A 26,634-nucleotide genomic window follows, 5' to 3' on the forward strand; every position below is an offset into this window, starting at 1 on the left:
TGACCACACGTTACTCTCAATAATGGATATCCTGATCTAAATTTTAAAATGTTGTTTCCTTACTAATTCTATTACTCGCCAATATAGTATAAATCAAATAACCAATAAAAATGATAATAAAAATAAGATTAATTTTTAGCACAAAATAGAGATTTAACAAATTTGCGAATGCATGAAATAATACACAGTATCCCACAGATTTCGTTTGACGGTAAAGAAGCCCTAAAACAAAACTTAAAAATAATGTATATATAAAAAATAAAATAAAAGGAAATCCTTGATGACTTTCTCCAACTATAAACCATAAAGGCAGATGCCATATTCCCCAAATTGATCCTACAATCAAATTAGATTGCCAATAAGTATATTTTTTATCAAGTAATGGTTGTAATATTCCTCTCCATCCTAATTCTTCATGTCCACCACCCAAAAAAATTAGTTGTATAAAGAATAACGGCATCAGATAAATGGATACTCCGTTTAATTCTAAGGAAGATACAGAAAATAGTATCAAAATTGCTAACATATGATAAATGAAATAAATACTACTATTTTCTATCCTATTAAATAAAAAATGTTTAAATTTTATATTATTACTTTTTAAATAAAAGCCACTTGCAATAGCTGGTCCAAGTGCACCAACTATATGTAATATTCTTCCTATAAATGTCTCTAATCCCAAAATATAAGATTGTGTAAATATGGCAAGAAGCCCCCAAGATATATAAGTAATTCCAAATGTAAAACAAAGATAATTTTTTAAGTTCCTTTTATCAATTTCTGTCATTTTTTTCTTCCTAATCTTGATTATTTTATGAATAATATTTTTACTGCTTCTTAGTTGCTATCGATTATAACTACCTATATTCTATCATAAAAACACAAAAAAGCCTTACAATCAAGGCTTTTCACTATTCATTTCGTCAATACTTTAGTTTCGTAGATTCAGATTCGCATGATTAAAACTAGTCAATTTTCTCAATAATGTTTCCAAGTCTATCCAATTCAAGACAGGAATGATCATTTAGTGGAATTATGGGAACACTGACGAGTTCTTCTGCTCTATCCTTATTAGCTTTATCATTCCAGGAATCATAATGGACACTAATTAAAAACTGACTAAAGAGTCCTAATCCATTTTTTATCTTTATCTGATGATCTGAATTATCATTAGGTGAGACATAGACTTTTTCTCCTAATAATAGGACTCCTGCAGAAAACCCTATAACTTTTGCCCCTTTATTAAGCATATGATCGATATAATTTTTGAACTCCTGATTGACATAAGTAGCTATATATTTTTCCGTATTTCCTCCACCAATGATGATTAGATCAGCATCTAAATAGCTATCAAAATCAATCTGCTCAGTGTCCAAAAGTAAGTAATCAGTGTTTAGATTAGGAAATTGACTTTGGAAAACTTCCGTGTACTTTTTCATATAGGGTTGCCAATTATCTCGAAAAACTGTAAAAATGACAATTCTTTCAATCTTTCTTGATGACACAATTTTATCAACAATGCTATATTTCGTTATTGGGGGATTCCCACCCATCAAAAATATTTGTTCTTTCAAGTTAACACACTTTCTAAAGAGACATAAAGTTTAAACAAGTTTATTCATAATTGTCATTATAACTGTTACAAAAAAATTATTCAAATTCCTGACTATCTCAACTTGTACAAGCTGAGTCACACACATCATATGTCTTGACTGTTATTTCAGTGAATTCCTATAGAAAAGTATTGAATGCAATGCTTATCAATACAAATTCAAAAATCTCAGAATCGGAAGCAGTCAACTAAGTCCCGAATAAAACAGATGAGTCGATTAAATGATTAGACTTTAAATTGTCTCGGGATAACAATAAATAAAAGTGTTACTAGGACTGACAGTCCTACTCCTGCTGGGAAGATTGTCAGAGATAAGATAAGCCCTAACATTTTAATACCAATATCCCATCGTATCCAACGCTTTCGTCCTCGTCTTAACGCATGCATCTCAGCTATATCATTCACTTCATCCAAGGTACGGTAATACCATAATACTGAAAAGCTAATGAGTAGAACGATTACCCCATAGAATGCTTGCATACTACCATTGTCGAAATGGGTTGCTATGAGCTGAGTGGTATAGGGAAAAAGGGAGGAGAAAAAGAGCATAATAATGGTTGCCCAGACTGTTTTTTGGCTAACTTTTTTAATGAGATGCGAAGAAGAATGGATATTGACCCACATAGCTCCCAGCCAAAAGAAAGAAATACCGTAGGCAAGAAAATTTGTTCTAAGCTCCCATAGTCCTTGCAAATCAAAGGTTTTTGGCTTTTCCAGCTCCAAAACCAAGATAGTCATAACGATGGCTAACACAGCGTCAATAAAGGCTCCCAAACGTTCCTTTTCCATTATTTGCGGTTGTTTTTTCATCAAATAGTCCTTTCGATTCTATTCTATCCAAGTGCCTGATTATTTCAGTCACACAATAACTTTATTTTTATATATGTTCAAGGCTCCAGTGGAGTTTTGAAGCATCTCGCTTTGAAATAAAAAAGCGAGTTGATTAACTACATTTCTCTAAATAACTTACGCACTCCACGTGTGCTGAGAGCTTTCTTCTATACTAATAGACGAAAGGGTGTGAAAATGATTTTTAAATGATACTGTGGAACGGAACAGTAGCCCTAGTATTGACTACTGTCGTTTCTATTCATATTGGCTATTCTAGGACTGAGATGAAAAAATCTATAAATGCTCAGAATAAAATTGAACCCGCAAATCTCCCCAAAACAATGGTGAGTCATGTACTTGTATTATTCCGAAAAAATACACCTCTGGTGCAGTGAGACAAATTGGTGTATCTTATAGTGGCTTCGTAGATGAAAGCTATACTCTACTATCACTCTTTGATGATGTAGAACAAATTGAAAAAGATAATAGACTTCAGACAGCTATTGATGTTGTCAGAGAACAGTTTGGTTTTTTAGCCATACAAAAAGGAACCGTCCTAACTGAAGGTTCCAGAAATATTGAACGCAGTAAACTTATCGGTGGTCATTCCGCGGGTGGATTGGAGGGATTAAAATGAAACAAGAAAAAAATACAGTACAATTTTCAGAAATCCGTAGCAAAGGATGTAATGATATTGAAATGCTTGAAAGATTTTTACATGGAATCGTTGAAACAGCAACTTCAAAACTTCGTCAGAGAAAACTCAAAACAACTGAAATATCGATACGACTAGTACATGCTAAATCTGAAAACCGATTACCATTGGAATTTACATTTAGCATTAAGCCAACAAGCTCATCTGTGATAATCTATACTGAGGTAATCAATCGCTTTAAAGAATGTTACACAGGTGGGGGAATTCAAGGTTTTACGATTCAATTTGATAAAAATACCCTTGCCTCTGCATAGAAAGGATTTGATATGATTGACCGTTCATATTTACCATTTCAATCAGCAAGAGAGTACCAGGATACAAAGATGCAAAAATGGATGGGCTTTTTCCTATCTGAACATGCATCAGCACTCTCTGATGATACAAACAAAGTAACGTACATGTCTGACTTATCACTAGAGAAGAAATTATTACTCCTCAGTCAAGTATACGCCGGGCAGCTACGCACACGCATTCAAGTGATTGAAAAAAACAAGCGTGTTTCCTACACTGGAACAATACCAAGTCTGACCAAAGATTTCATTTTGATAAAAACTACAACAGGTCACATCAATTTGAAATTAAAAGACATTATTAGTATTGAACTTGTCGAGGAGGTGCTCTATGAATCAGCTTGAGTTTCAGCGTAATCACCTACAAATGGACTATTATAGCGAGAGCTACCAAGATTTTGAACGTGACTTCTACCGCTACTCTAACATGAATATTCCATTGACCTTCCTAACTGATGATATCCTAAAAACAATGGCGACTTCACGTAAGAATTACTTTGTCCTCAATAAGGAAAAGTCCAGAGATAACCGCGATCACTTCTTCATATTTGAAGTAAGTACCGTAGATGAGAATCCGCTAATCTATCATTATACATATAAGAAAACTACAATATATTTAGCAGAAAAATAGGAGCAGTTCAATTGACTGTTCCTATTTTTAATATTCATAAAATCTAAAGTCTTTATACTCTTTAACAATGGAGTCGCCAACCAGAACAGACTATACTGACCAGCGACTACCTTAAATTTAATGTTTCAGATTTATTTTCTTATCTCTAATTTCATAAACTACATCTGCTACATTTTCGAGTAATCGTTTATCGTGGGTGATAAACACGATAGTTCCGGTGTACTCCTTCATTAGTATTTCCAAAGCCTCTAAACTTGGTATGTCAAGGAAGTTACTGGGTTCATCCATTATTAGGATGTTATATCTACCCATGAGCATTTTAGCAAGCAACAATTTTATAATTTCTCCACCGCTTAAAACAGATAAACTTTTTCCAATATCGTTCTGTTTGAACCCCATAGATGCTAGCACTGAACGAATTTCTGATATATTGTAGTCACAATCCTTCTGCATAAACTCCATAACATTCTGATTACTGTTGTACTTGTAACCATTCTGTGCAAAGTAACCTATTTTTGCCTTAGGCGAAATAGAAATTCCTTCTTCATGGTTTAAGATCATTTGGATTAAAGTTGTTTTTCCGATTCCATTACCACCAGTTAACGCCACTTTTGCTCCTAACGGAATTTGAAAAGATGCATTTTCAAACAGAGCCTTATCCCCAAATACTTTATTAATTTCTGCACCGACTATAGGGTATGGATTATGGAGCTCCAATGCTTTACTTTGCCTGAAACGAATTCTGCGAATGCCTTCCGGAGCTTCTACTTTTCCTAAGGCCGCAATCCTGTGCTCTAGGGTTTTAGCAGCATTATACATCTTTTTTTCCTTACTTCCTATTGATTTTTGATGAGCTAAACGCCCTCCGTCTTCAGTACTTTTTTTCTTTGAAGAACCTTTTGCCTTCTGTTCTATTTTACGAGCCTGTTTTCGCTTTTCCTCCGCAGCCCTTTCCAATCGGGCACGTTCCGCAATAAATTGTTCGTATTCTGCAGCTTGGCTCTTACGTTCTTCCTCTTTCTGACGAAGATAATCAGAATAGTTTCCCCAATACTCAGTGATTTTGCCATCTTTCAGTTCCCATATTTTATCTACTATTTCATCAAGAAAATAGCGGTCATGGCTAATAACTAACAGTGCACCTGTAAAATATTTTAGCTGTCCTATTAGAAAATCAATTCCTTCACGGTCTAAATGGCTCGTAGGTTCATCCGCTAAAATACCATGAACCTGTGCCGATAAGGCCTGTGCTATTTTAAGCCTTGTTTCTTCACCACCGCTCATAGTCTGTATATTTAATTGCTCAACACCTAGCTTGCCTACAAGTGCAAAATCTTTTTCCTCCTGCAGAGTTACTTCGTCCAACTGGGGAATATAGGCAAGTTCACCCAGACGATTCATTTTACATCCTGGGGGAGTTAATTCTCCTAAAAGTACCCTGAGTAAAGTGCTTTTTCCAGCACCATTTGCTCCTACTAAACCAATACGGTCATAATCATATACTTCTAATTCATTTATATCTAAAACATCGCGTCCTTTGAATTCCACACGAATGTCTTTTGCTTTTAATATTAATTCCATAACATTTCCTCCTGTCTATAATCGCATGCTTTCATTTGCTTGTATGCAGGGAAAACCCTGCGATTTTAGCAGGAAGAGTTACATGAAAATAAGATACATAAATATTCCTCCAATATTGTTTATTTTAAATCTAATTTTCTAACCTCAGTTATCATTTGGCAAACTATAGCAATGCCAATAATTAAAATACCTGATAGTAAAAACCAATGATTTACACCGATTTTATCAGCAAAGAATCCAGAAAGAATTAACCCAATTGGCATAGCAAGTGACATGATACTTCCGATCAAAGAAAATACACGTCCTAAATATTCAGGCTTAATTTTCTCCTGAAAAAGAGCTGTTTGCACACCGCTATAAAATGGCACCGAAAGCCCCATTATTGCACAGCAAACTACGAATATTACAAATCCATTTGGAGGAAGTATTCCCGAAACGGCTAAACTGGTCCCCATTATAAAAAATGAACTTGTTATTAGTAATACATGCTTTTCGAAGCCCCCTAATCTTCCTAATAATAAGCCTCCTGCTAGCATCCCAAATGCAAAGGAAATTTCCGTAATAGAAATATGCACAGGCGTTCCATTAAAGTGTTCCATGCTTATTAAAGGAAATAGTGCATTGATTGGCATATAAACAAAAGTATATAGTGTTCCTAAGAGTAATAAGGCAAACAATCCTTTGTTTTGTCTCAGAACCACAACTCCTTCTTTCATCTCCCTTATGAAATTTGGTTCTAAACTTTGCACTTGATTACCCAGCTTAGGTATACGTACAATTGCTACCGTAATAGATGCAATCACAGCACCCAATACGTCGATGGCAATAATAGCATTTAAATCCCAAACGGAGTATAAGAGTGCTGCAACTGCCGGACTAACAATATAGCTTATAGACTGCAAAGACTGACTATAGCCTGCGCATTTCGTTAGCTGTTCTTCTGGTACTAAAAGTGGTGTAACCGCATTGAGTGCTGGGGTATGAAAAGCTGTTCCAATGCTACGGATAAACAATACTATCATAATCATCCAGACAGGTAGCTCCATACAGAATGCAACAATAGCAAGCACTGCACCAGCTGCTGCGATAATTAAATCGGCACCAATCATTATCTTCTTCCTATCATGACGATCCACTAGCACACCAATGGCAGGTCCCAAAATCGCATAGGGTAAAAAACCTACTAATGAAGCCATAGACAAGACCATCGCAGATCCTGTTTTTTCTGTAAGGTAAAAAATAATCGCCATTTGCAGGATGGCACTAGTGATTAATGATACTGCTTGCCCTGCCCATATTGCATAAAATTTTCGTTTCCAATTGTTGTATTTTTCCATTTATATTATCTCCTGCATATTATTTTGCTTGAATTTCTATTTTGAATAGCATTCTAGGCAATAAAAAATGCAGGCCAAACCCCACAATGTGGCTTTTGGTCTGCATACATACAATTTGGAAACATTCATATTAAAGACATAGTTAAATAAAGGTATAGTTAAATAACCAATATCCTCACCGTAACTAATGAATGCTCAATATCGTATAAATAAGCACAACAAAAAAGCCTATCATCGGGTATAGATTCTGCTTTTTTTATTGCCAGCTTATCTTAAACGCATTGAGGCTGTCATAGTTTCGGTTCCTCCTACATCTTTGTTTATATCAATTTATAGTATAACACAACAAGATGATATGTTCAATATAAAAGTTATGGAATGAGACTCATACTTCCAATTCGATGCCAGATTTAAAGGATATGACGAAGTTTTCTTCATAGACTGTAACGCTCTGGATTATCTTCCTTAGTAGCAAGCGATTAGCTTTCACAAAATCTTCTGTTTGTAGTTTTAAAAATTCATCAGGATTTTCTAACTCAACCTCAAAATATTTCATTTTACATTCCCTCATTTCATTTATTGATAAATTGAGTTTGCAAAAAAGAGTGGACAATTTTTGTCTACTCTTAACCTTTAAAATAGTTTTTTTAATCGATTTGAAGTTGCCTAAATTATTACTTATTCGGTAAAATGAAGTATTGCTTTCAACAGATTTCCTTCAACTACACTTCACTTGATTCAAACAAGGTGGGTACATTTCTATTCCCACAAACTCCTTGTCAATGGAAACAAACACGTACCCACAGGGTAAATGGAAATAGAAACTGATAATTTCTAGCTATCACTTCTACTCATTCCAAAAATTTTCTCACTCTGATACTTACCCACCATAAAGCAAAAAGCCTTGCAATCAAGGCTTTCATTATCCCTTTCGTTCAAAGGTTTCTAAGCTTTTACGAGCAGAGCGACACACTCAGCGGTTCGCTATCTCCGTTCTGTCTGCGTGCTAGCACTTGTCAATCACGGACAGCTATCGCATGGGCGGAAGTAAATGCTAATCTTCGTCGTTTTACTCCTTGACTAGCAAACTTACCGCCTCAACATGGTGCGTCTGCGGAAACAAATCCACCGGCTGTACTTTCTTCAATTCATATCCCAATTCTTGATATAGTTTGATATCACGTGCCATGGTTGCGACATTGCAAGAGATATAGGCAATGCGGTCTGCTCCTGTTTGAGCACTTGCTTTGATAAAACTTTCGGTCAAACCCTTGCGTGGTGGGTCGACCAAGATAACGGTTGGTTGGATACCTTCCTTGAGCCAGTTCTTCATGGCATTTTCAGCCGTGTCACAGACATAGTGGGCATTTGTAATCTTGTTCAAAGAAGCATTCTTCTGGCTATTCTCTACTGCTTCTGGAATCACTTCAACACCGTAGACTTCTTTAACATGCTTGGCGACGGATAATCCAATCGTTCCAATTCCTGAATAGGCATCAATAACCACATCGTCTTCTTTTAACTCTGCAAAGTCAATAGCTGTTTGATAAAGTTTCTCTGCCATTTCAGTATTGACCTGATAAAAGGCTGGGCCAGCGATTTGGAAGTCATTTCCCAACATCTGGTCCGTAATATAGTCTTGACCATAAAGAGTCTTCCACTCCTTACCAAAAATCGCATTGGTATTTCGGTCGTTGATATTTTGCATGACAGACACAATCTCTGGGAACTGCTTGATAATTTGTTCAATCAATTGCTCCACTCGAAAAACTTTAGGACGTTTAGTCACTAATATAACCATGATTTGTCCTGAATAGTGACCACGACGCACCACAAGGTTCCGAATCAAGCCAGACTGCTCCTTTTCGTCATAAGGTTTTAAATCAAAACGACGAAGCAAATCGCGTAGAACTACCACAACTTGGTCAATGACAGGATCCTGGATAAAGAAATCTTCAAGTGGCATGAGGTCGTGCGAATTCTTACGGAAAAAACCAGTTTCCAAGATACCATTCACTCGACGAACGGGAACCTGCGCCTTATTTCGATACTTAACAGGATTCTCCATACCAAGTGTTTCAGCGACCTCTACATCTGTAATACCAGCAATCTTGTAGAGACTGTCTTTGACTTGCTTGGTTTTAAACTTGAGCTGCTCTGGATAGGCAAGATGCCCCAAATCAGCGATACCTGAGCGTAGATAAGCTAGGTCAAGGTCTTGGTTACGATGTGGAGAGTAAGTAAGATATTCTTCAACTTTTCCATAGCCAATCTTTTTATTGACTTTAAGAACTCGCATGAGGATTTTCTCAGTTGGTAGAGCATTTTCTACAAAGAAAACCAAACCTTCTACCTTAGCAACTCCAGCACATTCATGGGTCAAATCGACAATTTCAACTTCTACAATATCATTTTTCTTTAACATATTTTTCACTTTCTATCGGCCGACAAAAAAAGACGGCAACATTTCTGTTACCATCTATTATATCATGAAATGACCTAAGCACCAAAACTCTTGAAGAAGTTGACAATGGCTTGCCAAAGGGAGCTAAAGAAGTTGCCCCCGTCTTCTAGCGCTTTATTGGCATCAAAGTTGAGGTTGATATTTTTAAAGCTATCTCCAGCTTGGGAAACAATGCTTTCCTTGAGGTCATTTAGGGTTTTGGTGAAATCAGCATTGTTCAAAATGTCACTCTTTGAAAGGTTGAGTGCAAAATTGATGATGATATTGACCTGGTTTCCTGTTATAACCTGATCGAGTTTGTAGTTTTTTAGAGTGTCTTCAACGATTTTGCGTACATCTTCTTCTGTCAGATTGCCTTTGGCTTCTTTTGCTTTTGCGATTCCTGCCTTGATATCTGTCATAGCCGCATTGAGCTTATTGGCATCGTAACCTGACTTGTCCTTGTTTTCAGCATTGATATCAGACAAAGCCTTCAACTCTTCTTGAGCCAAGTCTTTATTGGCTTGCGGTACTTTGGCACCATTGGCCTCTAACGAGTAGTAAATCCCTGCTAGGGCGCTCTCTCCTGTAACTGGAATGGGTGCTGCAACTGTGATTTTTGCATGCTCCACTCCCAGCGTCACCGCTGCGTTACGGTACATATCCTGCGTCACCTTGGTGATATTTTCAGGCGTTTCAATCTTGACTTCTAGAGGCGACTTGTCACCTAGCTTTTGAATCTTAGCTGATGAATAGAGCTGTAGACTAGCATCATTAGCCACATTCATAATTTTCGAATAGATATCAGGTGTCATAGTTTTGATATCTTTGGTGTCTTTTGATGCATCATAGCCAAGTTTGCTAAGAGTTTGATTTTTCTGGTCTTCAGATAGAGAAGAACCTAGAACATATTCGGGTTGTACATAGGTTTCATCGATTACTTTTTGAACATCAGTTGCTGCGTGGACACTCGTCATAGCTGTTGCGGCCCACAATATTGCAGCACTTGTTAGAAAGAATTTCTTTCTCATGGGATATTCCCTCCTTTACCTTTCTAGGTTAATAAAACAATCTTAAAGAAAACTTATAGTGAAAAACACCTGGTCAAACCAGATGTTTAAAAGAAATTAAAGAATTTCATGATATAGAGATTAAAGCGAACCTGTCTCGAATAGTAATAATTTCCACCATTTTCATAGAGTTCGGCTCCGTGAAAGATAGAAATAGGGTTGATATAGGTGTAGGTCTTCCCAGTAGTATTACCAAGGATTGGAGCGACCGTTTCTCGGGAGTAACGCTTGGCTAATGCCAGAGTATTTTCCTTGCCATTTTGAGCGATAAAGTCGATATAGGCAGGTCCAAAATTATAGGCTTGAACGGCGGTCCAGACATCTATTCCTTTGCTCTGTGCCAAATAGAGGTTATCTGTTAGTGTCTGTATCCCTTGGCGAATACTAGAGGCATCGTCTTTGATGGTATTGGTAGCGCCACTAGCAGACTCACTAGACTGCATGACATCCCGCTCTTTTCCCTTCGTTTCGGTATAAATCATGGCGAGCACCAACTCTTCATTGGCTGGGGTATCTCTTTCACTCAAGATTTCTCGAACCATGGGTTGGTAGGTCATGACTTGTTTAACATCCTGATGGATATGATAAGCTTTATATCCTGCGAAAAGGAAGACTGCTAGCACAAGCACTCTTCTTATAAATTTAAACATTATTTACTTTGAATATCCTCGATATTTTTGATTAAGATAGAATAGGTTCCATTGTCATTTTGGATAAACTCAACAGACTCCGCATCTTGATAGACGTTATTAGGAACAATGAGCTCAATTCCATTTGACAAGGAAAGTTTTTGGTTTTCAAATTTCTTGAGCTGACGACTGGCATCAATTTCATCAAACTGGACTGGTTCTGGTACGGCTTCCTTGACTTGATCAATAAAGCTCAAACGAGCTGTCAGATTGTTGTCAAAAAGGTCGTTAGCCAATTTCTCAGGAGACAGTTCATTGCTTTCTTCAAGATTGTTGAAAATCGCTGATTTAACCTTGGATTGAAATTGAAAATCATCTGTGTTAAAGGACTCTGCAATTCTCTGAGCCGTTTTTTCCAGTTTCTTGATGGATTTTTTTGGCGAAATCTTAGGGGCAACAGCTAGGAGATTTTCTGAAAAGTAGTTCAAAAAAGTCCCATTGTACTTGATTCGTTTTTCAATCAGATGGTACTTGCGACTTTGAAGATTGACCACCAAGGCCTCATCAGCCCCCGTTCCAAATCCAGGCAAGTTATTCTGAGTCAGCTTGATTGGATTATCAACTTCTCCACCGAGGTGGGTCAAGGTTTCCCGCAAGGCAATTCGCAAAAAAGCGAAATGTTCAACGCCTTCTTTAGAAAACTGAACAAAAACCAAGTCATTGGTCTTGAGATTTTCAGAAATGCTGAACTCCTCTTTCCAGAGATTAGCCAGTGTTACTGATGTCTCCAACAAATCGTCTGTGATGTGATTGAAGAAGGGATTTTCTTCTTCGAAAATCCCAGTCTTTGCTTCATCTGAATACACGCGTTCGATTTTTTTGCGCAAGTATTCTTCGATTTTTGGAGTGATATTGAGAAACTTATCCGCTAGAAACAACTCAGTATCGTCTGGGCTGAACTGATGGATAATGGCTTTCTTAATATAAATGTCCATAAAAGTTTTAGTCCTCGTATAATGGGAAGGCATCTGTCAACGCTTTGACTTCACTTCTCACTTCTTCTAAGACATCCTCATTTTCTGCATTCTTAAGGGTTTTAATGATGAGTTCAGCCACTTTACGGCTTTCTTCTTCACCAAATCCACGTGCAGTGATGGCTGCTGCTCCGATACGAATTCCACTTGTCTTGAATGGTGACAAGGTTTCGTATGGAATTGAGTTTTTATTTAGGGTAATATTGACTTCATCCAGCAAGTTTTGAGCAACTTTTCCGTTTTCTACAACCTTAGTTACATCCACTAGGAAGAGGTGATTTTCAGTTCCTCCAGAAATGATACGGAAATCAGGGTCTTGCAAGAAGACTTCAACCATAGCCTTGCTGTTTTTGATGACATTAGCAGCATATTCCTTGAAAGCCGGATCCAAAACTTCTTTGAAGGAAACCGCCTTAGCAGCGACAACGTGCTCCAAAGGACCACCCTGAATACCAGGGAAAATAGCTGAGTTGATTTTCTTAGCTAGGTCCTCATCATTTGTCAAAATCAAACCACCACGCGGTCCACGAAGAGTTTTGTGGGTCGTTGTTGTAGTGATATGAGCGTATGGTACTGGGCTTGGGTGAAGTCCGGCTGCCACCAAACCAGCGATATGGGCCATATCGACCATAAGCTTAGCCCCAACAGCATCTGCGATTTCACGGAATTTTGAGAAGTCGATAATTTGAGAATAGGCTGAAGCACCCGCTACGATTAGTTTTGGTTTTACTTCTTGGGCTTGTTTCAAGATAGCATCAAAGTCCAAGAGTTCCGTTTCAGGATCAACACTGTAAGAAACAAAGTTGTAGGTTTGACCAGAGAAGCTAACTGGAGCTCCGTGGGTCAAGTGTCCACCTGCTGCCAAATCCATCCCCATAACGGTATCACCAGGCTCAATCAAGGCCATGTAAGCCGCACAGTTAGCTTGGCTTCCTGAGTGAGGTTGGACATTGGCGAATTTAGCACCGAAAATTTCTTTTGCACGTTCAATAGCTAGAGTTTCTACCACATCTACTACATCAGTTCCACCATAATAACGGCGTCCTGGGTAACCTTCAGCATATTTATTCGTCAAGATAGACCCTTGAGCTGCCATAACAGCCTTGGAAACCACGTTTTCCGAAGCAATCAACTCAATATTGTTTTGCTGGCGTTCTTCTTCTTTGGCAATAGCATTCCAGAGATCAGCATCGTATGCTTTAAAATCGTCTTTGTCAAAAATCATAGGTCTTCTCCTTTATAGTGTGACTGGTCCTTTAGTTTGTTTTTCCAATAAGAAAATAAACTAAAAGATGCGAATAAACCGTTTCTGCACTTTATCACAAGTATAACCAACTTTTTCATAAAATGCATGAGCTCCCAGACGATGATCAGCAGAGTTTAAGCGGATAAACCCATAACCCCGTCTTTTTGCTTCTTGATCCAACCCTTGCAGTAAACTTTTACCGATACCTTGCCCTTGCGCTTGAGGCGAAACCGCTAAGCCTAAGATATTAAATCCTGCTTTGGAATAGAGAGATTCATAAACTTCAGCATGGACATATCCAAGTAAGACATGATTGGCTGCATCCTCATAGCCAAGTAGGAAATGCTGAGAATCCTGAGACAGTCTAGCTAGTTGACTAGCTGTGTCCTCTGGACTAAAAGAATAACCCAAAGCCTCTTTGTTAATCTCACATATAGCATTCACATCTGTTTCTTGCAAATCTCTTAACATCTCATTCCTCCTCAAAAGAAATCTCTGGCAACCGAGCAAGAATATCTTCTCGCTTAATCGCCCCCTGGCGTAAGATTTTCACCTTGTCTCCAGACAAATCCAAAATAGTTGAATCCTGTCCAGTTAGAAAAGCGTCGTCTTCCAGACCCAGAACCTCTTGGTCAAAATCCTCTAGAATTTGAGCAAAGGTCACTCCACTTGCCTGACCCGAAATATTGGCAGACGGCCCAATCAAAGGACCTGTCTCTCGAATCAAATCTAGGGTAATGGGGTGTCTCGGCATCCGAAATCCCACCGTTGCAAGACCAGAATTGACCCAAAAGGGAACTCGGTCATTGGCTTCGAGGATAATGGTCAAGGGACCTGGTAAAAAGGTCTCTACAAGCTTTTGGAGATAAGTTGGCTGTTTCTTTGAAAAGTGCAAGATGTCCTCTAGAGAAGCAACATTAAGATTGAGCGCCTTATCTCTAGGACGACGTTTGAGTTGGTAAACATGGTCGACAGCTTTTTCATCTAAGGCCTTAGCAAAGAGACCATAAACTGTCTCGGTTGGTAGAACAACAGCTCCGCCCTTTTCCAACTCTTGTCTAATCCTGTCCATCATCAACTACAACCATCCTATCTTGACCAAATTGGTCTTTGAGTGTTCGTACCCGTTTTTCAGGAAAATGTTTCCTAAAAAGTTCAGGAACACTTTGACCTTGCTTGTATCCAATTTCAAGGTAAATCTTGCCACCATCTGTGAGATAGTCTTTTGCATCTTCCGCAATTCTGCGGTAAATAGCTAGGCCATCCTCATCTGCAAAGAGAGCTGAATGAGGCTCCGAATGCAAAACATTCAAACCGACCTCTGACTCATCTTCACGAGAGATATAGGGTGGATTGGATACAATTATATCATATTTTTCAGAAATTTCTGCAAAACAATCAGATTTTTTAAAAAATATATTAAGATTTTGATTTTTAGCATTCTCTGATGCAAGCTCTAAGGCGTCTTGTGAAATATCTGCTGCTGTCACTGACCAATCTGGTCTGTTTTTTGCTAGTGCGAGGGCTATGGCACCACTTCCAGTACCAATATCCAAGTTCTTGAGATTTTCTTTAGGATTTTCAGCTAGGATGAGTTCCACCAACTCTTCTGTTTCTGGACGAGGAATCAAAACCCGCTCATCCACTTTTAACTGCATTCCAAAGAAATCTGCCTGTCCGATGATATACTGAGCTGGTTTATGGGACGCTAACTGCTGGAAAATTTCTTCTACAAATTGTTTTTCGGCCTCTGTTACCTCTTGCTGGAGGGCAAAGACAAAGTCCGTAAAAGAGAGATTTTTTAAGCTACGATAGACAAAAGAGAGGCTTTCAGCTTCCTCTCCTTGTCTTATCAACTCTTCTTCAAAATCTGAAAATAATTGAGCTAGTTTCATTATTTGTTTAATTCTTCTAATTTCTGTGTTTGATCATAAAGAACCAAGGCATCCACGACTTCATCCAATTTACCAGACAAAATGGTATCTAGTTTCTGGAGTGTCAAACCAATACGATGGTCTGTGACACGATTTTGTGGGAAGTTGTAAGTACGAATACGTTCTGAACGGTCACCAGTACCAATAGTAGACTTACGTTCAGCGTCTTGTTCGTCTTGTGCAATCTGAGCAAAATGGTCAGCAACACGCGCACGGATGATTTTCATGGCCTTCTCACGGTTTTTCTGCTGGGTACGTTCTTCCTGCATCTCAACCTTGATATTAGTTGGTAAGTGAACGATACGAACGGCAGTCGCAACCTTGTTGACGTTCTGACCACCAGCACCAGATGCGTGGTAAATGTCCACACGAAGATCTTTTGGATCAATATCGTATTCTACTTCTTCCACTTCAGGCATGACAAGCACTGTCGCTGTCGAAGTGTGTACACGCCCTTGGCTCTCTGTTACAGGGACACGTTGAACACGGTGGGCACCTGATTCGTACTTAAGCTTAGAATATACAGATTGACCCGAAACCATGGCAACCACTTCTTTGAAACCACCGACACCATTCATAGAAGCTTCCATGACTTCAAAACGCCAGCCTTGTGCTTCCGCATACTTTTGGTACATAGTTAGAAGGTCTCCGGCGAAAAGTGCCGCTTCGTCACCACCAGCCGCTCCACGGATTTCAAGGATGATGTTCTTGTCGTCATTAGGATCTTTTGGAAGGAGCAAAATTTTCAATTTTTCTTCATACTCTTCTTTTTCAGCCTTGGCATCTTTGAGTTCTTGCTTGGCCATTTCCTCCAAGTCCGCATCTCCACCTGATTCCTTAATCATCTCTTCGGCGTCAACGATGTTTTGAAGGACTTGTTTGTACTCACGGTAGGCTGTTACGGTGTCACGAGTGGAAGCCTCTTCTTTTGAAAGCTCCATGAAACGCTTGGTGTCAGAAACGACATCAGGGTCACTGAGCAACTCTCCTAATTCTTCATAACGGTCTTCTACAGCTTGTAGTTGATCATAGATGTTCATTTTTTCTCCTTATTCTCAATTGTTAAATCATAGATTGCTACTACTTCGTTCTCAAATATTTCCCCAGTTTCTTTAAATCCATAACTGAGGTAACAAGATCTTGCATGTTCATTTTCTGGTTCATAAGACAACCAAAGTTTATTGCCTAAACCTGCTGGCGCTGTCCGAACATAGTCCAGCACTTTATCCATAATTGGTTTAAAATATCCTTGATTTTGAAAATTCTTATCAATCATAAAACGAAATAGTAAATAATTTCCACTACTAATTCCGATCTTTTTATCATAAGCTATCATCACAAAACCTATAATTGCATCATTATCATAAACTGTCAATGGAGCTACAAAATCTCCGTTTTTAGTGTAGACATATGCTTCAGCTAAACTAATTGCGTTGGTTGCAATGAATTGTTTTTGATGTTCCTTGACATCCAAATTCAAAACATCAAAATAATTTTCCATTGTAACATCTCTTAGTTCAATTGTCATAGTTGCGCTCCTTGTTAGATGCTATCATTGGTGCAAAATAATGTTTTCGGCAGACTGAGATATAAGTTTCATTGCCACCGATTTGAATTTGTTCGCCATCATAGACTGGCACGCCATCTTGAGTTCGCAACACCATGGTCGCCTTTTTCTTACAATACTGACAGATGGTCTTTATCTCATCGATTTTATCTGCTAAAAGCAAGAGATATTTGGAGCCTTCGAACAATTCATTGCGAAAGTCATTCTTCAAACCAAAAGCCATGACAGGTATGTCTAACTCATCAACAACACGAGCTAGGTCGTAAACATGGTGACGCTTGAGAAACTGGGCCTCATCAACCAACACACAGTAAGGTTTTTCAGGTAAGTTTCGGATATAGCCGAAGATATCCGTCGTTTCCTCAATCGCAATGGCTGGGCGTTTCATGCCAATCCGACTAGATACATAGCCAACACCGTCACGTGTATCCAGAGCCGAAGTCATAATCACAACTCCCTTTCCTTGCTCCTCGTAGTTATAGGCCACCTTGAGAATCTCAATCGTCTTACCAGAGTTCATGGTCCCATAACGATAATACAACTGTGCCATGCTTCTATTTCACGTCCATTTCTAAATTTTTGCTACATTCTAGTATATCATAATTTTCTGAAGCTTTAAACGGCAAAATGTGGTAAAATAGAAGAAATCAAAAACTAGTGGAGGAAGCTATTATGCCATTTGTACGCATCGATTTATTTGAAGGTCGCACGCTCGAGCAAAAGAAAGCTCTTGCTAAGGAAGTAACGGAAGCTGTTGTCCGTAACACTGGAGCCCCTCAATCAGCCGTTCATGTCATCATCAACGACATGCCAGAAGGAACTTACTTTCCTCAAGGAGAAATGCGCACCAAATAAACCAGCTTAAGCAGAATTGCTTAGGCTTTTTCAATCTCCAAGTAGCATCCATTGAAGAAATAGTCTAATTTTGTTACAATTTGAAGAGATGCTTGGATACATATCCAAAGAAAAGAAATACAAAAGGAATTAGTATGATTACACGTGAATTTGATACCATCGCTGCTATCTCTACTCCACTAGGTGAAGGAGCCATTGGTATTGTCCGCCTGAGCGGAACAGATAGTTTTGCTATTGCCCAAAAGATTTTTAAAGGAAAAGACTTGAGCAAGGTTGCAAGCCATACTCTCAACTACGGACATATCGCTGACCCTCAAACTGGTAAGGTCATGGACGAGGTTATGGTTGGAGCTATGAAGTCTCCAAAGACCTTCACTCGTGAGGATATTGTCGAGATTAACACTCACGGTGGGATTGCGGTGACCAATGAGATTCTCCAACTAGCTATCCGTGAAGGAGCTCGGTTGGCAGAACCTGGTGAATTTACCAAACGCGCCTTTCTAAACGGTCGCGTGGACTTAACACAGGCTGAGGCGGTGATGGACATCATCCGTGCCAAGACAGACAAGGCTATGAACATTGCTGTCAAACAACTAGATGGTTCCCTTTCTGACCTCATTAATAATACTCGCCAAGAAATCCTCAATACGCTTGCCCAAGTAGAGGTCAATATCGACTATCCTGAGTATGATGATGTTGAGGAAGCTACTACTGCAGTCGTCCGCGAGAAGACTATGGAGTTTGAGCAATTGTTAACCAATCTCCTTCGGACAGCCCGTCGCGGTAAAATCCTCCGTGAAGGAATTTCAACGGCTATCATCGGCCGTCCCAACGTTGGGAAATCCAGTCTTCTCAACAATCTCCTGCGTGAAGATAAGGCCATCGTAACAGACATCGCTGGTACGACACGAGATGTCATCGAAGAATACGTCAATATCAACGGTGTCCCTCTCAAATTGATTGATACAGCTGGAATTCGTGAAACAGATGACATCGTAGAGCAAATCGGTGTCGAGCGTTCGAAAAAAGCCCTTAAAGAAGCTGACTTAGTGCTACTAGTGCTAAATGCCAGTGAACCGCTGACAGCCCAAGATCGTCAACTCCTAGAAATCAGTCAGGATACCAACCGCATTATTCTACTCAATAAAACTGATCTTCCTGAAGCGATTGAAACTTCGGAACTACCAGAAGATATCATTCGTATTTCAGTTCTTAAAAACCAAAATATCGATAAGATCGAAGAGCGTATTAACGACCTCTTCTTTGAAAATGCTGGCTTGGTCGAGCAAGATGCTACTTACTTGTCAAATGCCCGTCATATTTCCTTGATTGAAAAGGCCGTTGAAAGCTTACAAGCTGTTAATGAAGGGCTGGAACTGGGGATGCCAGTTGATTTGCTTCAAGTTGACTTGACTCGTACTTGGGAAATTCTTGGAGAAATCACAGGTGATGCAGCTCCTGATGAACTCATTACCCAACTCTTTAGCCAATTCTGTTTAGGAAAATAAGAAAAATCCATGATCGTTCTTGCGGTCATGGATTTTATTGTCTTTATTAGTAATCTGGTCTTAAGACACCTGTTACAGTTGCCTTAGTTGCTTCGTAGTCACCATCTACGACAACTTTGATGATGCGTTTGGCATCTTCTTCTGGTGCTGGAACAAGAGGTAGACGAGTTGGCCCCGCTTCAAATCCCATGTAGTTCAAAACTGCCTTAACTGGAGCAGGACTTGGATAAGAGAAGAGGGCATTGACCTTAGGAATGAATTTACGCTGAATAGCTGCAGCTTTCTTCATATCGCTTTCTGCAATGGCAGTGAACATCTCGTGCATCTCATCTCCATTTGTATGGGAGGCAACAGAAATAACCCCATCCGCACCAAGGTTCATGGCATGGAAGGCATCTCCATCTTCACCTGTATAAATCAAGAATTCTTCTGGCTTGTGCTCAATCAAGTAAGCCATATTTGCCAAGCTAGTACATTCTTTGACACCAATGATATTTGGATGGTCAGCCAAACGAAGCATGGTTTCTGGAGTTAATTCCACTACCACACGCCCTGGAATGTTATAGATGATAATAGGCAAGTCAGAAGCATCTGCAATAGCTTTAAAGTGCTGATACATGCCTTCTTGTGAAGGTTTGTTGTAGTATGGTACGATTGCAAGTCCAGCAGCGAAACCGCCAAATTCTGCGACTTCTTTGACAAACTCAATCGAGTCACGCGTATCATTGGTACCTACACCCGCAATCAAAGGAACACGTCCATTAACAATCTTTTGTACAGCCGCAAAGAGTTCCAACTCCTCATCGTGGGTCAAAGTTGGACTCTCAGCAGTCGTTCCAGCTAGAAGAATTGCATCTGTGTGATGGGCCAATAAATGCTCAATCAAGGCTGGAATAGCATCAAAGTTGATGGAACCATCCTCATGGAAAGGGGTAATAAAGGCCGTGATGATTTTACACTCTTTTAAATCTTGATAAGACATGAGAAACACCTCTCTATTTCAAAGAAGGAGTTCATCTGAACTCCTAAACGATATGACTATTTTAATTCAAATTTCAATTCAGCTGTTGGACGAACCAATCCACGTTCGTGAAGCGTTTCTGCGATTTGAACTGAGTTCCAAGCAGCACCTTTGAGGAGGTTATCTGAAACAACCCACATGTGGATTCCTTTTTCAGCATCCAAGTCTTTACGGATACGACCGACAAAGGTATCACGTGAGCCAACAGCGTTGATAGCTTGAGGATAGATTTGATGAGCTACATCATCTTCAAGAACAGCACCTGGGAAAGCTGAAATAGCTGCTTTCACTTCTTCAATTGGAGCCACTTCTTTTGTTTCGATATAAACTGACTCAGAGTGAGCTGACAAGACTGGAATACGAACACATGTTGCAGACACTGCGATGCTATCATCTTCCATGATTTTCTTAGTTTCCTTAGTCATCTTCATCTCTTCATAAGTGTAATCATTGTCAGTAAAGACATCGATTTGTGGAAGAGCGTTAAAGGCGATAGGATAGTGTTTCTTGTCACCGCCTGAAGGTAAGATTTCCGCATGCAAATCACGTGGGTTTACACCATCATTCAAGACTTCACGAAGTTCCCGTTGTGTTTCAAGAATCGCTCCCATACCAGCACCTGAGACTGCTTGGTAAGTTGAAACAATGATACGGTCCAAGCCCCATTTTTGACGAACAGGCTCAAGAGCTACCATCATTTGGATAGTTGAACAGTTAGGGCAGGCAATGATGCCGTTGTGGGCATCAAGTGCATGAGCATTGACCTCTGGAACAACCAAAGGCACATCTGGATTTTGGCGGAAATAAGATGTATTATCCACTACTACCGCACCAGCTTTAACGGCGTACGGTGCATACTTAGCAGATGTCGAACCTCCTGCTGAAAAGAGAGCAATATCAACACCCTCAAAAGCGGTCTCAGTCGTTTCTTCAATCGTAATATCTTGGTCTTTAAATTTCAAAGTCTTGCCTGCTGAACGTGCAGAAGCAAGGTAACGAATTTTATCGATTGGAAGTGTTGATTCTTCCAACATTTTTATCATCTGAGCTCCGACAGCACCTGTCGCGCCGACTACAGCAACTGTATATCCCATAAATAACCTCTTTCGGAATTTTCTAAAAATTTCTATAATAGATGTATTATACTACTTTTTCCAGAAATTGAAAAGCATTTTTGGGTTATATTTTCTGAAAACTAAAAATCCCTAGTCATTGACCAGGGACTAAGAGGCATCTTCATGTGATGAGCAGGTTCACACAACTCATCAAGGTCCGCTCCTGCGTTATGACCTCCTTATGCTCAATAGCAGTCCGAAGACTACCTATCGACTCATCGCATCTACTATTCTACTAGATAGAGTCACTTTTGTCAACAGTCGAAACTCTTGGGCTTCATTTTCATAGAGGTATAAGAAAAACCTTGGTCTCCCAAGGTCATTTTGTTTCTATCATGCTAATTGCCGGGATTGAACCGGCGACCTCATCCTTACCATGGATGCGCTCTGCCAACTGAGCTAAATCAGCTTACCTAAAAAGTATACTATAGTTCTATGCTCTTGTCAAGCGCTCTCTTTTAAATTTCTGAAATGAAAAAAGCTAGATCTATCAAGAATCTAGCTTATAAACTTCTTATTTTGTTAGATCGATTCGCTGTCCTAGTTTTCCGATTAGGATTGCACCAACGATAAGAGATGCAAACTCTCCAATTCCTGTAGAAAACCAAGTGAAAAAGAATGGAGCTTCAGCAACGATATGAAGTTCTGCTGCAATGGTAATCATTGAAATTGAGAATAGGATTGAAAATAAGAAATGATCTTTTCGAATCAAACCATTGAACAAATAGTCTTCCTTATACTTGCTAAAGAGCCAAACACCTAGACTAAGGAAAACTAGAGTAGATCCCCCGCCGACAAAGACATCAATTATGCCAAAACTACTAAAGAAATTAGCAATCATACAACCAATCGTCACACCGATGATGTATTTAGGATTGTAAAAAGCCAAAAAATTCATCATCTCAGAAATACGGAACTGGTAAGCACCGTAGCTAATGGCATTCAGTGGTGGGGTAATGGTCAAAACCACATAGATAGCAGCAACAATAGCAATATCTGCCATGTCACGAACAGTTAATTTTTTCATGTTTTCTCCTTTAGCGGTTTCCCGCGTAAAATATGCTTGGTGAAAGAAGCTAAGCACCAAGGGTTGAGGTTATCAACCTTACTAGTATAGCACATTAGCCAGTTTTATGCTATACTAAAATCATGAAAAAACTAATAAAAGCTTTCTTTGATAACGAAATCCTCTCCTACCTATTTTTTGGTGGTGCTACTACTCTGGTTTCTATTGTATCACGTTTGGTTATTTACCATATCAGTCACCAGGAAATCCTCGCAACTGCCCTAGCTAATATTATTGGGATTCTCTTTGCCTTTCTCACAAATGATACAATCGTCTTTAAACAAGAGAGAAGGAATTGGCCAACCCGTCTGGCTAAGTTTTTCTTAGCTCGTCTCTCTACTCTTGGTCTTGACATTCTTTTAACTTATTTCTTTGTTACAACCTTTCCTGGCATTATTGGCCAGTTTGTTGAATATAATATAGATAGAGTTAATACGATTGAAACTATCCTAGCACAAATTCTGATTATCATTTTAAACTACATTTTCAGTAAAATCTATATTTTTAAAAGGAGCAACTGACCACTTTGAGCATTCAAGTTGCTTTTTGTCACATTTTAGGATATAATAAATTAGAAATTTAGGAAAGGACATTATGAAATTGTTAAAGGATTTAAAAGAATTCTTGCTTCGTGGTAATGTTGTTGACCTTGCTGTCGGTGTAATCATTGCCTCTGCTTTTGGTGCTATCGTTACTTCATTTGTTAATGATATCATCACTCCACTTCTATTGAACCCAGCTTTGGAAGCTGCGAAAGTACAAAACATCGCTGAGCTTGCATGGAATGGTGTTACATATGGTAAATTCTTGAGTGCTATTATCAACTTTCTCGTTGTAGGTACTGTGCTTTTCTTCGTTATTAAAGCTATGGAAAAAGCGCAAAACCTTCGTAAGAAAGAGGAAGTGGTTGAGGAAGCACCTGCTGCTCCAACTGAACTCGAAGTTCTTCAAGAAATCAAAGCTCTTCTTGAGAAAAAATAAAACAGATAAAGGATCTAGCTTAAAGCTAAATCCTTTTTTCCTTACTCTTTTGGTAACTTCCCAGCCTTTTCGAGCATTTTCTTAATCAAGTAAGGCATCTTCACATTCTCACGGCCTTTTTTCTCAATGAGTTTTTTGACAAATTCTGGCATCTGAAGGTCGTCTGTCTCCTCCATAATATCCTTTGTAGTTGCTGACGGTGCTAACTCATCGAAGGTTTCTTCTTCTGGAAGAAAAGCTTTAAATTCCTTGTTTTCGTTGGCTCGTACAGTAGCAACTAAAGCGTCAATTAAACGGCTATCCGTATTGGGCATAGGTGGACGATGATAAGTAATACCTAATTCTTGACACAACTCATAACATTCTACATCGTTGTCAAACAAGACTTCAATGTGTTCACTGATAAAGCTAATCGGGACAAAAATATAATGCTCAGGATGTTGCTTTTGATCTCGTAAATATTCTAAAACATCTGGCTTAATCCAAGGGATTCCAATATCGCTTTCGCTCTGCCAAGTATTGGTATACTGGTCGGCTGCTAGGCCGAGTTGTTCAGCGATTAGCTTGCTATTATCAAAAATCTGATCGATATATGGATCTCCATAGTCCAAGGCAAAAATGGGAACACTGTGAGCTGAAAAGATTACCTTGAAAGATTCTTCTCCCACCTGATTTCGTAAAATTTTTCTAATCTCATCTGTCCAGAAGTCCAGCAAAGGCTCTTGTTGATACCAGTCCTTAATAACTAAAAATCGGATCTGCTGGCTTTCCAAAAACTTTTCATACCCCATGACTGAGTAAAAAGAATAATGAGGTTCCAAAATCAAACAAATACATTCTTCAATACCATCAGACTCCATCTGATTGATCACGTCTGGGATAAAGGGACGAGAAAACTTATTGGCAAAGTAGATACCGTACTCTTCGCCTAAATGTTCTCTTACTAAAGCAACTTCTTCCCTTGTAATCCGCTGCAAGGGCGTCCCACCGATAAGGACGTAGTTGTCATAGAGGGTCTGAATTTCGTGATCTTGGGGTCTGACTCCACGACGAATGTTTGTAAAAAATTCTGCTACTCCTTCAAAACTAATCTCCTCTGGAGATCCAAAGGTCATCATTAATATTGCTTTTTTCATGTTATCATCCTTATGTTATTATTTTCACTATCTATTCTATCATGAAAGAAAAAAATAGTAAACGCTTCCGACGTCTACTATTTCTTTTGTTCTTTTGTCTTTCTATCTCGTCTTATGATTAGGATGATAACGACAAGGAGTAAAATAATGATAATCAGGAGAAGAAAGGCAAGGATATAAATCCAATGCGTTGGTAGGCCTTGATCGAAATACCGCGTCCCTACTGCTTCTCCACTTTTATCCTGGGCTGCTTTTACTGGTGCATCCGTTATTTTAGCTAAGAGGATATGTCTTCCGTTGGTAATATGAAGGAAACAGGTGCTTAACAAAACAATCTTGTCCGTTGAGGTCAGCGAAACATCTCGCTTGTACTTAGCTTTACTTAGCAGATATTGATAGTAGGCCTGGTGTTCCTCATCGTTGGAACTCAAAGTCCGATAAATCTCCGTGTCATAGGCATCTACTTCTAAAATCCCAAATATCTCAAGACCACGTTCTCGACCATTGTAGTAGATAGAGCCATAGCGATGCTTTTCAAAAAAATCTTGATCCGCAAATTTTTGAATCTCCCCAAACATAGCACCAGAAGCCATGGAGTGACCATAAATGATGGTGTTAAAGTCGGTAAAGTTGGGGTTAAAACGATAGTCTAGGAATATAGAACCTGACACAGTATAATCACCAAAGGCATTGCGGTCAAGGTATTTGACATTGTCCTGACTCTGCAAGAGGGGATAGTCTACCTTGGTCCCATCAAGGCTAATCCAACCACAGACTTCCTTGTTGAGGTGCTGCAGGGTTTCAAAACCAGTACTGCTGGCATCCTTTTCAATGGGATTATAATGATCGTAGTCGCTCGCAAGGACTCTATCAGCTGTAAAAAGACAGAAAAAAGCTAGAAAGAGGGATAAAATGACCTTTATGGTTTTGTGACTTGTACTTGTTTTCATTTTTCCTTCTTTCTCCTTTCTAGCCTTGAAAATAAAAGAGCAAGAGAGGCTGTCCCTTTCTCTTTTATTGGTAGTTTAGTCAGTAATGGTATCTGCTCCTTCTTCCTTTGCTTCTCTTCTACGACGCAAGATCAAGTAGAGAATGATGAGCAAGAAGATCAATAGCAAGAGCAAGATAAATAAGATGATATACCATATCCACAAAGGAATCGATGAGAGAAATCGTCCGAGCGACGAATCATCAAAGACGCTGTAAGGGAATGGTTTTGATTTTTTCGTATGGAAGGTGTTCTTTGGAACTGTATCCGTAATCTTGGCAACTACAATATGTCTTCCATTTGTTACGTCTAGGAAACAGGTACTGAGAAGGATGATATGGTCATTTGGCCCCAGTGTAATGTCTCGTTTGTGAATGGCAACCGAGAGTAAGTGATCGATATATTCTTGGCGCCGATCATCTCCATTAATACCTGGATCGTAGATGTTAAAGTCATAGGCGTCTACCTCGAGCATTTCAAAGATCTCAAGACCTTTTTCAACGCCATTATAGTAAATACTACCGTAGCGATGCTGGTCAAAAAATTCCTTATCAGAAAACTTTGCTACATCTCCAAACATAACCCCATTTTCTACATGGTGTCCGTAGATGATGGTATTAAAGTCTTCGAACTTAGATTCATTTCGAGCCTCAAGAAAAATAGCTCCTGTAGCTGCAAATTCTCCCTTGGAATCTTTGTTCAGGTATTTTTCATTGTCTTTGGCTTGGACTAAGGGGTAGTCGATATTGGTGCCATAGACATTGATCCAACCGAGAACCTCTGGATTTACTTGCTGTAGCTTGTGAAAGCCAGAAAAACTAGCAAGCTCATCTTTCTCACTGGCACTAACAGGTCTATAAGCCTCATACTCACTTGATGAAGCCTGAGAATAAACCTGATTGGCATCCCAAAGGGCGTAGAAACCAAAGAGAAAGACTAAGGCTGCCAAGAGGAGCAAGATATGATTCATCAATGCATCTACAGCAAGAACGAGACGCCTAGACAAACTCCTTTTTGGTTTCTCACGCTTGATTTTCATAATTC

Annotated in this window: 31 protein-coding genes, 1 tRNA gene and 1 riboswitch; of the genes, 8 read left to right on the forward strand and 24 right to left on the reverse strand. The window is 39.1% G+C overall.

Annotation, left to right across the window (positions count from 1 at the left end; all coding sequences use genetic code 11):
• Positions 1-43 precede the first annotated feature (43 nt).
• From CO686_RS04680 to CO686_RS04690, 3 genes are all read right to left on the reverse strand, one after another.
• Positions 44-787: a CPBP family intramembrane glutamic endopeptidase gene (locus CO686_RS04680; protein WP_033629799.1), complete on the reverse strand. Its 744-nt coding sequence runs from the start codon at positions 785-787 to the stop codon at positions 44-46.
• A 178-nt stretch (positions 788-965) separates the two neighbouring features.
• The gene (locus CO686_RS04685) at positions 966-1,574 is read right to left on the reverse strand and encodes a Type 1 glutamine amidotransferase-like domain-containing protein (protein WP_070838604.1); all 609 of its coding nucleotides are present in this window, start codon (positions 1,572-1,574) and stop codon (positions 966-968) included.
• Positions 1,575-1,837: 263 nt separating this feature from the next.
• Positions 1,838-2,401: a TMEM175 family protein gene (locus CO686_RS04690; protein ID WP_033630185.1), complete on the reverse strand. Its 564-nt coding sequence runs from the start codon at positions 2,399-2,401 to the stop codon at positions 1,838-1,840.
• 433 nt (positions 2,402-2,834) lie between these two features.
• Between CO686_RS04690 and CO686_RS04700 the strand changes: the two genes are divergently transcribed.
• Genes CO686_RS04700 through CO686_RS04715 form a run of 4 tightly spaced genes read left to right on the forward strand, consistent with a single transcriptional unit; the run spans position 2,835 to position 4,079 of the window.
• Positions 2,835-3,080 carry a hypothetical protein gene (locus CO686_RS04700; RefSeq protein WP_001813542.1) on the forward strand — a complete coding sequence of 82 codons (246 nt, stop codon included), beginning with the start codon at positions 2,835-2,837 and terminating at the stop codon, positions 3,078-3,080.
• Positions 3,077-3,412, forward strand: coding sequence for a DinB/UmuC family translesion DNA polymerase (locus CO686_RS04705; protein ID WP_000806926.1), 336 nt, complete (start codon positions 3,077-3,079; stop codon positions 3,410-3,412). The genes CO686_RS04700 and CO686_RS04705 overlap by 4 nt, the downstream gene beginning before the upstream one ends.
• Before the next feature lie 12 nt (positions 3,413-3,424).
• Positions 3,425-3,793: a hypothetical protein gene (locus tag CO686_RS04710; protein WP_000567222.1), complete on the forward strand. Its 369-nt coding sequence runs from the start codon at positions 3,425-3,427 to the stop codon at positions 3,791-3,793.
• Positions 3,780-4,079, forward strand: a complete 300-nt coding sequence (locus CO686_RS04715; RefSeq protein ID WP_001072467.1) for a DUF5960 family protein — start codon at positions 3,780-3,782, stop codon at positions 4,077-4,079. The genes CO686_RS04710 and CO686_RS04715 overlap by 14 nt, the downstream gene beginning before the upstream one ends.
• Before the next feature lie 117 nt (positions 4,080-4,196).
• Here the strand turns inward: CO686_RS04715 and msr(D) are convergent, their stop codons facing one another.
• From msr(D) to CO686_RS04785, 14 genes are all read right to left on the reverse strand, one after another.
• Complete coding sequence (msr(D), locus tag CO686_RS04720) at positions 4,197-5,660, reverse strand: ABC-F type ribosomal protection protein Msr(D) (protein WP_000420313.1); 1,464 nt, start codon at positions 5,658-5,660, stop codon at positions 4,197-4,199.
• A 119-nt stretch (positions 5,661-5,779) separates the two neighbouring features.
• Entirely contained in the window at positions 5,780-6,997 is a 1,218-nt protein-coding gene (gene mef(A) / locus CO686_RS04725) for a macrolide efflux MFS transporter Mef(A) (RefSeq protein WP_000417519.1), read from the reverse strand.
• A 385-nt stretch (positions 6,998-7,382) separates the two neighbouring features.
• Positions 7,383-7,553, reverse strand: a complete 171-nt coding sequence (locus CO686_RS04730) for a hypothetical protein (protein ID WP_000873143.1) — start codon at positions 7,551-7,553, stop codon at positions 7,383-7,385.
• A gap of 513 nt (positions 7,554-8,066) precedes the next feature.
• Positions 8,067-9,422: a 23S rRNA (uracil(1939)-C(5))-methyltransferase RlmD gene (gene rlmD / locus CO686_RS04735; protein ID WP_096753577.1), complete on the reverse strand. Its 1,356-nt coding sequence runs from the start codon at positions 9,420-9,422 to the stop codon at positions 8,067-8,069.
• A gap of 74 nt (positions 9,423-9,496) precedes the next feature.
• On the reverse strand, positions 9,497-10,471 hold the full coding sequence (locus tag CO686_RS04740; RefSeq protein ID WP_070800331.1) for a DUF1002 domain-containing protein: 975 nt from the start codon (positions 10,469-10,471) through the stop codon (positions 9,497-9,499).
• Between the two features lie 86 nt (positions 10,472-10,557).
• Positions 10,558-11,160 carry a lysozyme family protein gene (locus tag CO686_RS04745; protein WP_070800330.1) on the reverse strand — a complete coding sequence of 201 codons (603 nt, stop codon included), beginning with the start codon at positions 11,158-11,160 and terminating at the stop codon, positions 10,558-10,560.
• A complete protein-coding gene (locus tag CO686_RS04750; protein ID WP_070800329.1) occupies positions 11,160-12,134 on the reverse strand; it encodes a nucleoid-associated protein in 975 nt (324 codons plus the stop codon). The genes CO686_RS04745 and CO686_RS04750 overlap by 1 nt, the downstream gene beginning before the upstream one ends.
• A 7-nt stretch (positions 12,135-12,141) precedes the next feature.
• Positions 12,142-13,398 carry a serine hydroxymethyltransferase gene (gene glyA, locus CO686_RS04755; RefSeq protein ID WP_096753579.1) on the reverse strand — a complete coding sequence of 419 codons (1,257 nt, stop codon included), beginning with the start codon at positions 13,396-13,398 and terminating at the stop codon, positions 12,142-12,144.
• 60 nt (positions 13,399-13,458) lie between these two features.
• Complete coding sequence (locus CO686_RS04760) at positions 13,459-13,890, reverse strand: GNAT family N-acetyltransferase (RefSeq protein ID WP_070800325.1); 432 nt, start codon at positions 13,888-13,890, stop codon at positions 13,459-13,461.
• 1 nt (position 13,891) lies between these two features.
• Positions 13,892-14,494, reverse strand: coding sequence for an L-threonylcarbamoyladenylate synthase (locus CO686_RS04765; RefSeq protein WP_096753580.1), 603 nt, complete (start codon positions 14,492-14,494; stop codon positions 13,892-13,894).
• Positions 14,478-15,314 carry a peptide chain release factor N(5)-glutamine methyltransferase gene (gene prmC / locus CO686_RS04770; protein ID WP_033629807.1) on the reverse strand — a complete coding sequence of 279 codons (837 nt, stop codon included), beginning with the start codon at positions 15,312-15,314 and terminating at the stop codon, positions 14,478-14,480. The genes CO686_RS04765 and prmC overlap by 17 nt, the downstream gene beginning before the upstream one ends.
• On the reverse strand, positions 15,314-16,393 hold the full coding sequence (prfA, locus tag CO686_RS04775) for a peptide chain release factor 1 (RefSeq protein WP_001028815.1): 1,080 nt from the start codon (positions 16,391-16,393) through the stop codon (positions 15,314-15,316). The genes prmC and prfA overlap by 1 nt, the downstream gene beginning before the upstream one ends.
• On the reverse strand, positions 16,390-16,881 hold the full coding sequence (locus CO686_RS04780) for a GNAT family N-acetyltransferase (protein ID WP_070800319.1): 492 nt from the start codon (positions 16,879-16,881) through the stop codon (positions 16,390-16,392). The genes prfA and CO686_RS04780 overlap by 4 nt, the downstream gene beginning before the upstream one ends.
• A complete protein-coding gene (locus tag CO686_RS04785; RefSeq protein ID WP_096753581.1) occupies positions 16,871-17,470 on the reverse strand; it encodes a thymidine kinase in 600 nt (199 codons plus the stop codon). The genes CO686_RS04780 and CO686_RS04785 overlap by 11 nt, the downstream gene beginning before the upstream one ends.
• A gap of 122 nt (positions 17,471-17,592) precedes the next feature.
• Here CO686_RS04785 and CO686_RS04790 point away from each other — a divergent pair, with 122 nt between their 5' ends.
• Together CO686_RS04790 and mnmE are read left to right on the forward strand one after the other, a co-directional pair.
• Entirely contained in the window at positions 17,593-17,775 is a 183-nt protein-coding gene (locus CO686_RS04790; protein WP_001117401.1) for a 4-oxalocrotonate tautomerase, read from the forward strand.
• Between the two features lie 134 nt (positions 17,776-17,909).
• Positions 17,910-19,283 carry a tRNA uridine-5-carboxymethylaminomethyl(34) synthesis GTPase MnmE gene (gene mnmE, locus CO686_RS04795; protein ID WP_096753582.1) on the forward strand — a complete coding sequence of 458 codons (1,374 nt, stop codon included), beginning with the start codon at positions 17,910-17,912 and terminating at the stop codon, positions 19,281-19,283.
• Positions 19,284-19,329: 46 nt separating this feature from the next.
• Here mnmE and dapA read toward each other — a convergent pair whose 3' ends face one another.
• From dapA to CO686_RS04815, 4 genes are all read right to left on the reverse strand, one after another.
• On the reverse strand, positions 19,330-20,265 hold the full coding sequence (dapA, locus tag CO686_RS04800) for a 4-hydroxy-tetrahydrodipicolinate synthase (protein WP_000121598.1): 936 nt from the start codon (positions 20,263-20,265) through the stop codon (positions 19,330-19,332).
• Positions 20,266-20,321: 56 nt separating this feature from the next.
• Entirely contained in the window at positions 20,322-21,398 is a 1,077-nt protein-coding gene (locus CO686_RS04805) for an aspartate-semialdehyde dehydrogenase (protein ID WP_096753583.1), read from the reverse strand.
• 357 nt (positions 21,399-21,755) lie between these two features.
• A tRNA-Thr gene (locus CO686_RS04810) sits at positions 21,756-21,828 on the reverse strand.
• 105 nt (positions 21,829-21,933) lie between these two features.
• Positions 21,934-22,446, reverse strand: a complete 513-nt coding sequence (locus CO686_RS04815) for a QueT transporter family protein (RefSeq protein ID WP_096753584.1) — start codon at positions 22,444-22,446, stop codon at positions 21,934-21,936.
• Positions 22,444-22,540, reverse strand: a riboswitch (PreQ1 riboswitch). Its footprint overlaps the gene before it by 3 nt.
• 28 nt (positions 22,541-22,568) lie before the next feature.
• On the opposite strand from CO686_RS04815, the gene CO686_RS04820 reads away from it, so the two are divergent.
• The gene (locus tag CO686_RS04820; RefSeq protein WP_096753585.1) at positions 22,569-23,006 is read left to right on the forward strand and encodes a GtrA family protein; all 438 of its coding nucleotides are present in this window, start codon (positions 22,569-22,571) and stop codon (positions 23,004-23,006) included.
• Positions 23,007-23,085: 79 nt separating this feature from the next.
• Complete coding sequence (gene mscL / locus CO686_RS04825) at positions 23,086-23,466, forward strand: large conductance mechanosensitive channel protein MscL (protein WP_000910206.1); 381 nt, start codon at positions 23,086-23,088, stop codon at positions 23,464-23,466.
• Between the two features lie 41 nt (positions 23,467-23,507).
• On the opposite strand, the gene hemH is transcribed toward mscL, so the two are convergent.
• From hemH to srtG1, 3 genes are all read right to left on the reverse strand, one after another.
• Positions 23,508-24,602 (reverse strand): ferrochelatase, encoded by a 1,095-nt coding sequence (hemH, locus tag CO686_RS04830; RefSeq protein ID WP_096753586.1) that lies wholly within the window; start codon positions 24,600-24,602, stop codon positions 23,508-23,510.
• A 77-nt stretch (positions 24,603-24,679) separates the two neighbouring features.
• Positions 24,680-25,552: a PI-2 pilus system class B sortase SrtG2 gene (gene srtG2, locus CO686_RS04835; RefSeq protein WP_096753587.1), complete on the reverse strand. Its 873-nt coding sequence runs from the start codon at positions 25,550-25,552 to the stop codon at positions 24,680-24,682.
• A gap of 75 nt (positions 25,553-25,627) precedes the next feature.
• Positions 25,628-26,629: a PI-2 pilus system class B sortase SrtG1 gene (srtG1, locus tag CO686_RS04840; protein WP_096753588.1), complete on the reverse strand. Its 1,002-nt coding sequence runs from the start codon at positions 26,627-26,629 to the stop codon at positions 25,628-25,630.
• Positions 26,630-26,634 lie beyond the last annotated feature (5 nt).

The organism is Streptococcus oralis (assembly GCF_002386345.1).
GTDB lineage: Bacteria > Bacillota > Bacilli > Lactobacillales > Streptococcaceae > Streptococcus > Streptococcus oralis_S.

Coding starts and splice junctions, on each gene's coding strand:
- CO686_RS04750 (WP_070800329.1), bottom strand. CDS start 12,134: ATGGACATTTATATTAAGAAAGCCATTATCCATCAGTTCAGCCCAGAC.
- CO686_RS04715 (WP_001072467.1), top strand. CDS start 3,780: ATGAATCAGCTTGAGTTTCAGCGTAATCACCTACAAATGGACTATTAT.
- CO686_RS04760 (WP_070800325.1), bottom strand. CDS start 13,890: ATGTTAAGAGATTTGCAAGAAACAGATGTGAATGCTATATGTGAGATT.
- srtG1 (WP_096753588.1), bottom strand. CDS start 26,629: ATGAAAATCAAGCGTGAGAAACCAAAAAGGAGTTTGTCTAGGCGTCTC.
- CO686_RS04745 (WP_070800330.1), bottom strand. CDS start 11,160: ATGTTTAAATTTATAAGAAGAGTGCTTGTGCTAGCAGTCTTCCTTTTC.
- rlmD (WP_096753577.1), bottom strand. CDS start 9,422: ATGTTAAAGAAAAATGATATTGTAGAAGTTGAAATTGTCGATTTGACC.
- dapA (WP_000121598.1), bottom strand. CDS start 20,265: ATGTCTTATCAAGATTTAAAAGAGTGTAAAATCATCACGGCCTTTATT.
- CO686_RS04740 (WP_070800331.1), bottom strand. CDS start 10,471: ATGAGAAAGAAATTCTTTCTAACAAGTGCTGCAATATTGTGGGCCGCA.
- CO686_RS04815 (WP_096753584.1), bottom strand. CDS start 22,446: ATGAAAAAATTAACTGTTCGTGACATGGCAGATATTGCTATTGTTGCT.
- CO686_RS04790 (WP_001117401.1), top strand. CDS start 17,593: ATGCCATTTGTACGCATCGATTTATTTGAAGGTCGCACGCTCGAGCAA.
- glyA (WP_096753579.1), bottom strand. CDS start 13,398: ATGATTTTTGACAAAGACGATTTTAAAGCATACGATGCTGATCTCTGG.
- CO686_RS04780 (WP_070800319.1), bottom strand. CDS start 16,881: ATGACAATTGAACTAAGAGATGTTACAATGGAAAATTATTTTGATGTT.
- prfA (WP_001028815.1), bottom strand. CDS start 16,393: ATGAACATCTATGATCAACTACAAGCTGTAGAAGACCGTTATGAAGAA.
- prmC (WP_033629807.1), bottom strand. CDS start 15,314: ATGAAACTAGCTCAATTATTTTCAGATTTTGAAGAAGAGTTGATAAGA.
- CO686_RS04785 (WP_096753581.1), bottom strand. CDS start 17,470: ATGGCACAGTTGTATTATCGTTATGGGACCATGAACTCTGGTAAGACG.
- CO686_RS04710 (WP_000567222.1), top strand. CDS start 3,425: ATGATTGACCGTTCATATTTACCATTTCAATCAGCAAGAGAGTACCAG.
- CO686_RS04765 (WP_096753580.1), bottom strand. CDS start 14,494: ATGATGGACAGGATTAGACAAGAGTTGGAAAAGGGCGGAGCTGTTGTT.
- srtG2 (WP_096753587.1), bottom strand. CDS start 25,552: ATGAAAACAAGTACAAGTCACAAAACCATAAAGGTCATTTTATCCCTC.
- CO686_RS04820 (WP_096753585.1), top strand. CDS start 22,569: ATGAAAAAACTAATAAAAGCTTTCTTTGATAACGAAATCCTCTCCTAC.
- CO686_RS04730 (WP_000873143.1), bottom strand. CDS start 7,553: ATGAAATATTTTGAGGTTGAGTTAGAAAATCCTGATGAATTTTTAAAA.
- CO686_RS04690 (WP_033630185.1), bottom strand. CDS start 2,401: ATGGAAAAGGAACGTTTGGGAGCCTTTATTGACGCTGTGTTAGCCATC.
- CO686_RS04680 (WP_033629799.1), bottom strand. CDS start 787: ATGACAGAAATTGATAAAAGGAACTTAAAAAATTATCTTTGTTTTACA.
- CO686_RS04705 (WP_000806926.1), top strand. CDS start 3,077: ATGAAACAAGAAAAAAATACAGTACAATTTTCAGAAATCCGTAGCAAA.
- CO686_RS04805 (WP_096753583.1), bottom strand. CDS start 21,398: ATGGGATATACAGTTGCTGTAGTCGGCGCGACAGGTGCTGTCGGAGCT.
- hemH (WP_096753586.1), bottom strand. CDS start 24,602: ATGAAAAAAGCAATATTAATGATGACCTTTGGATCTCCAGAGGAGATT.
- mnmE (WP_096753582.1), top strand. CDS start 17,910: ATGATTACACGTGAATTTGATACCATCGCTGCTATCTCTACTCCACTA.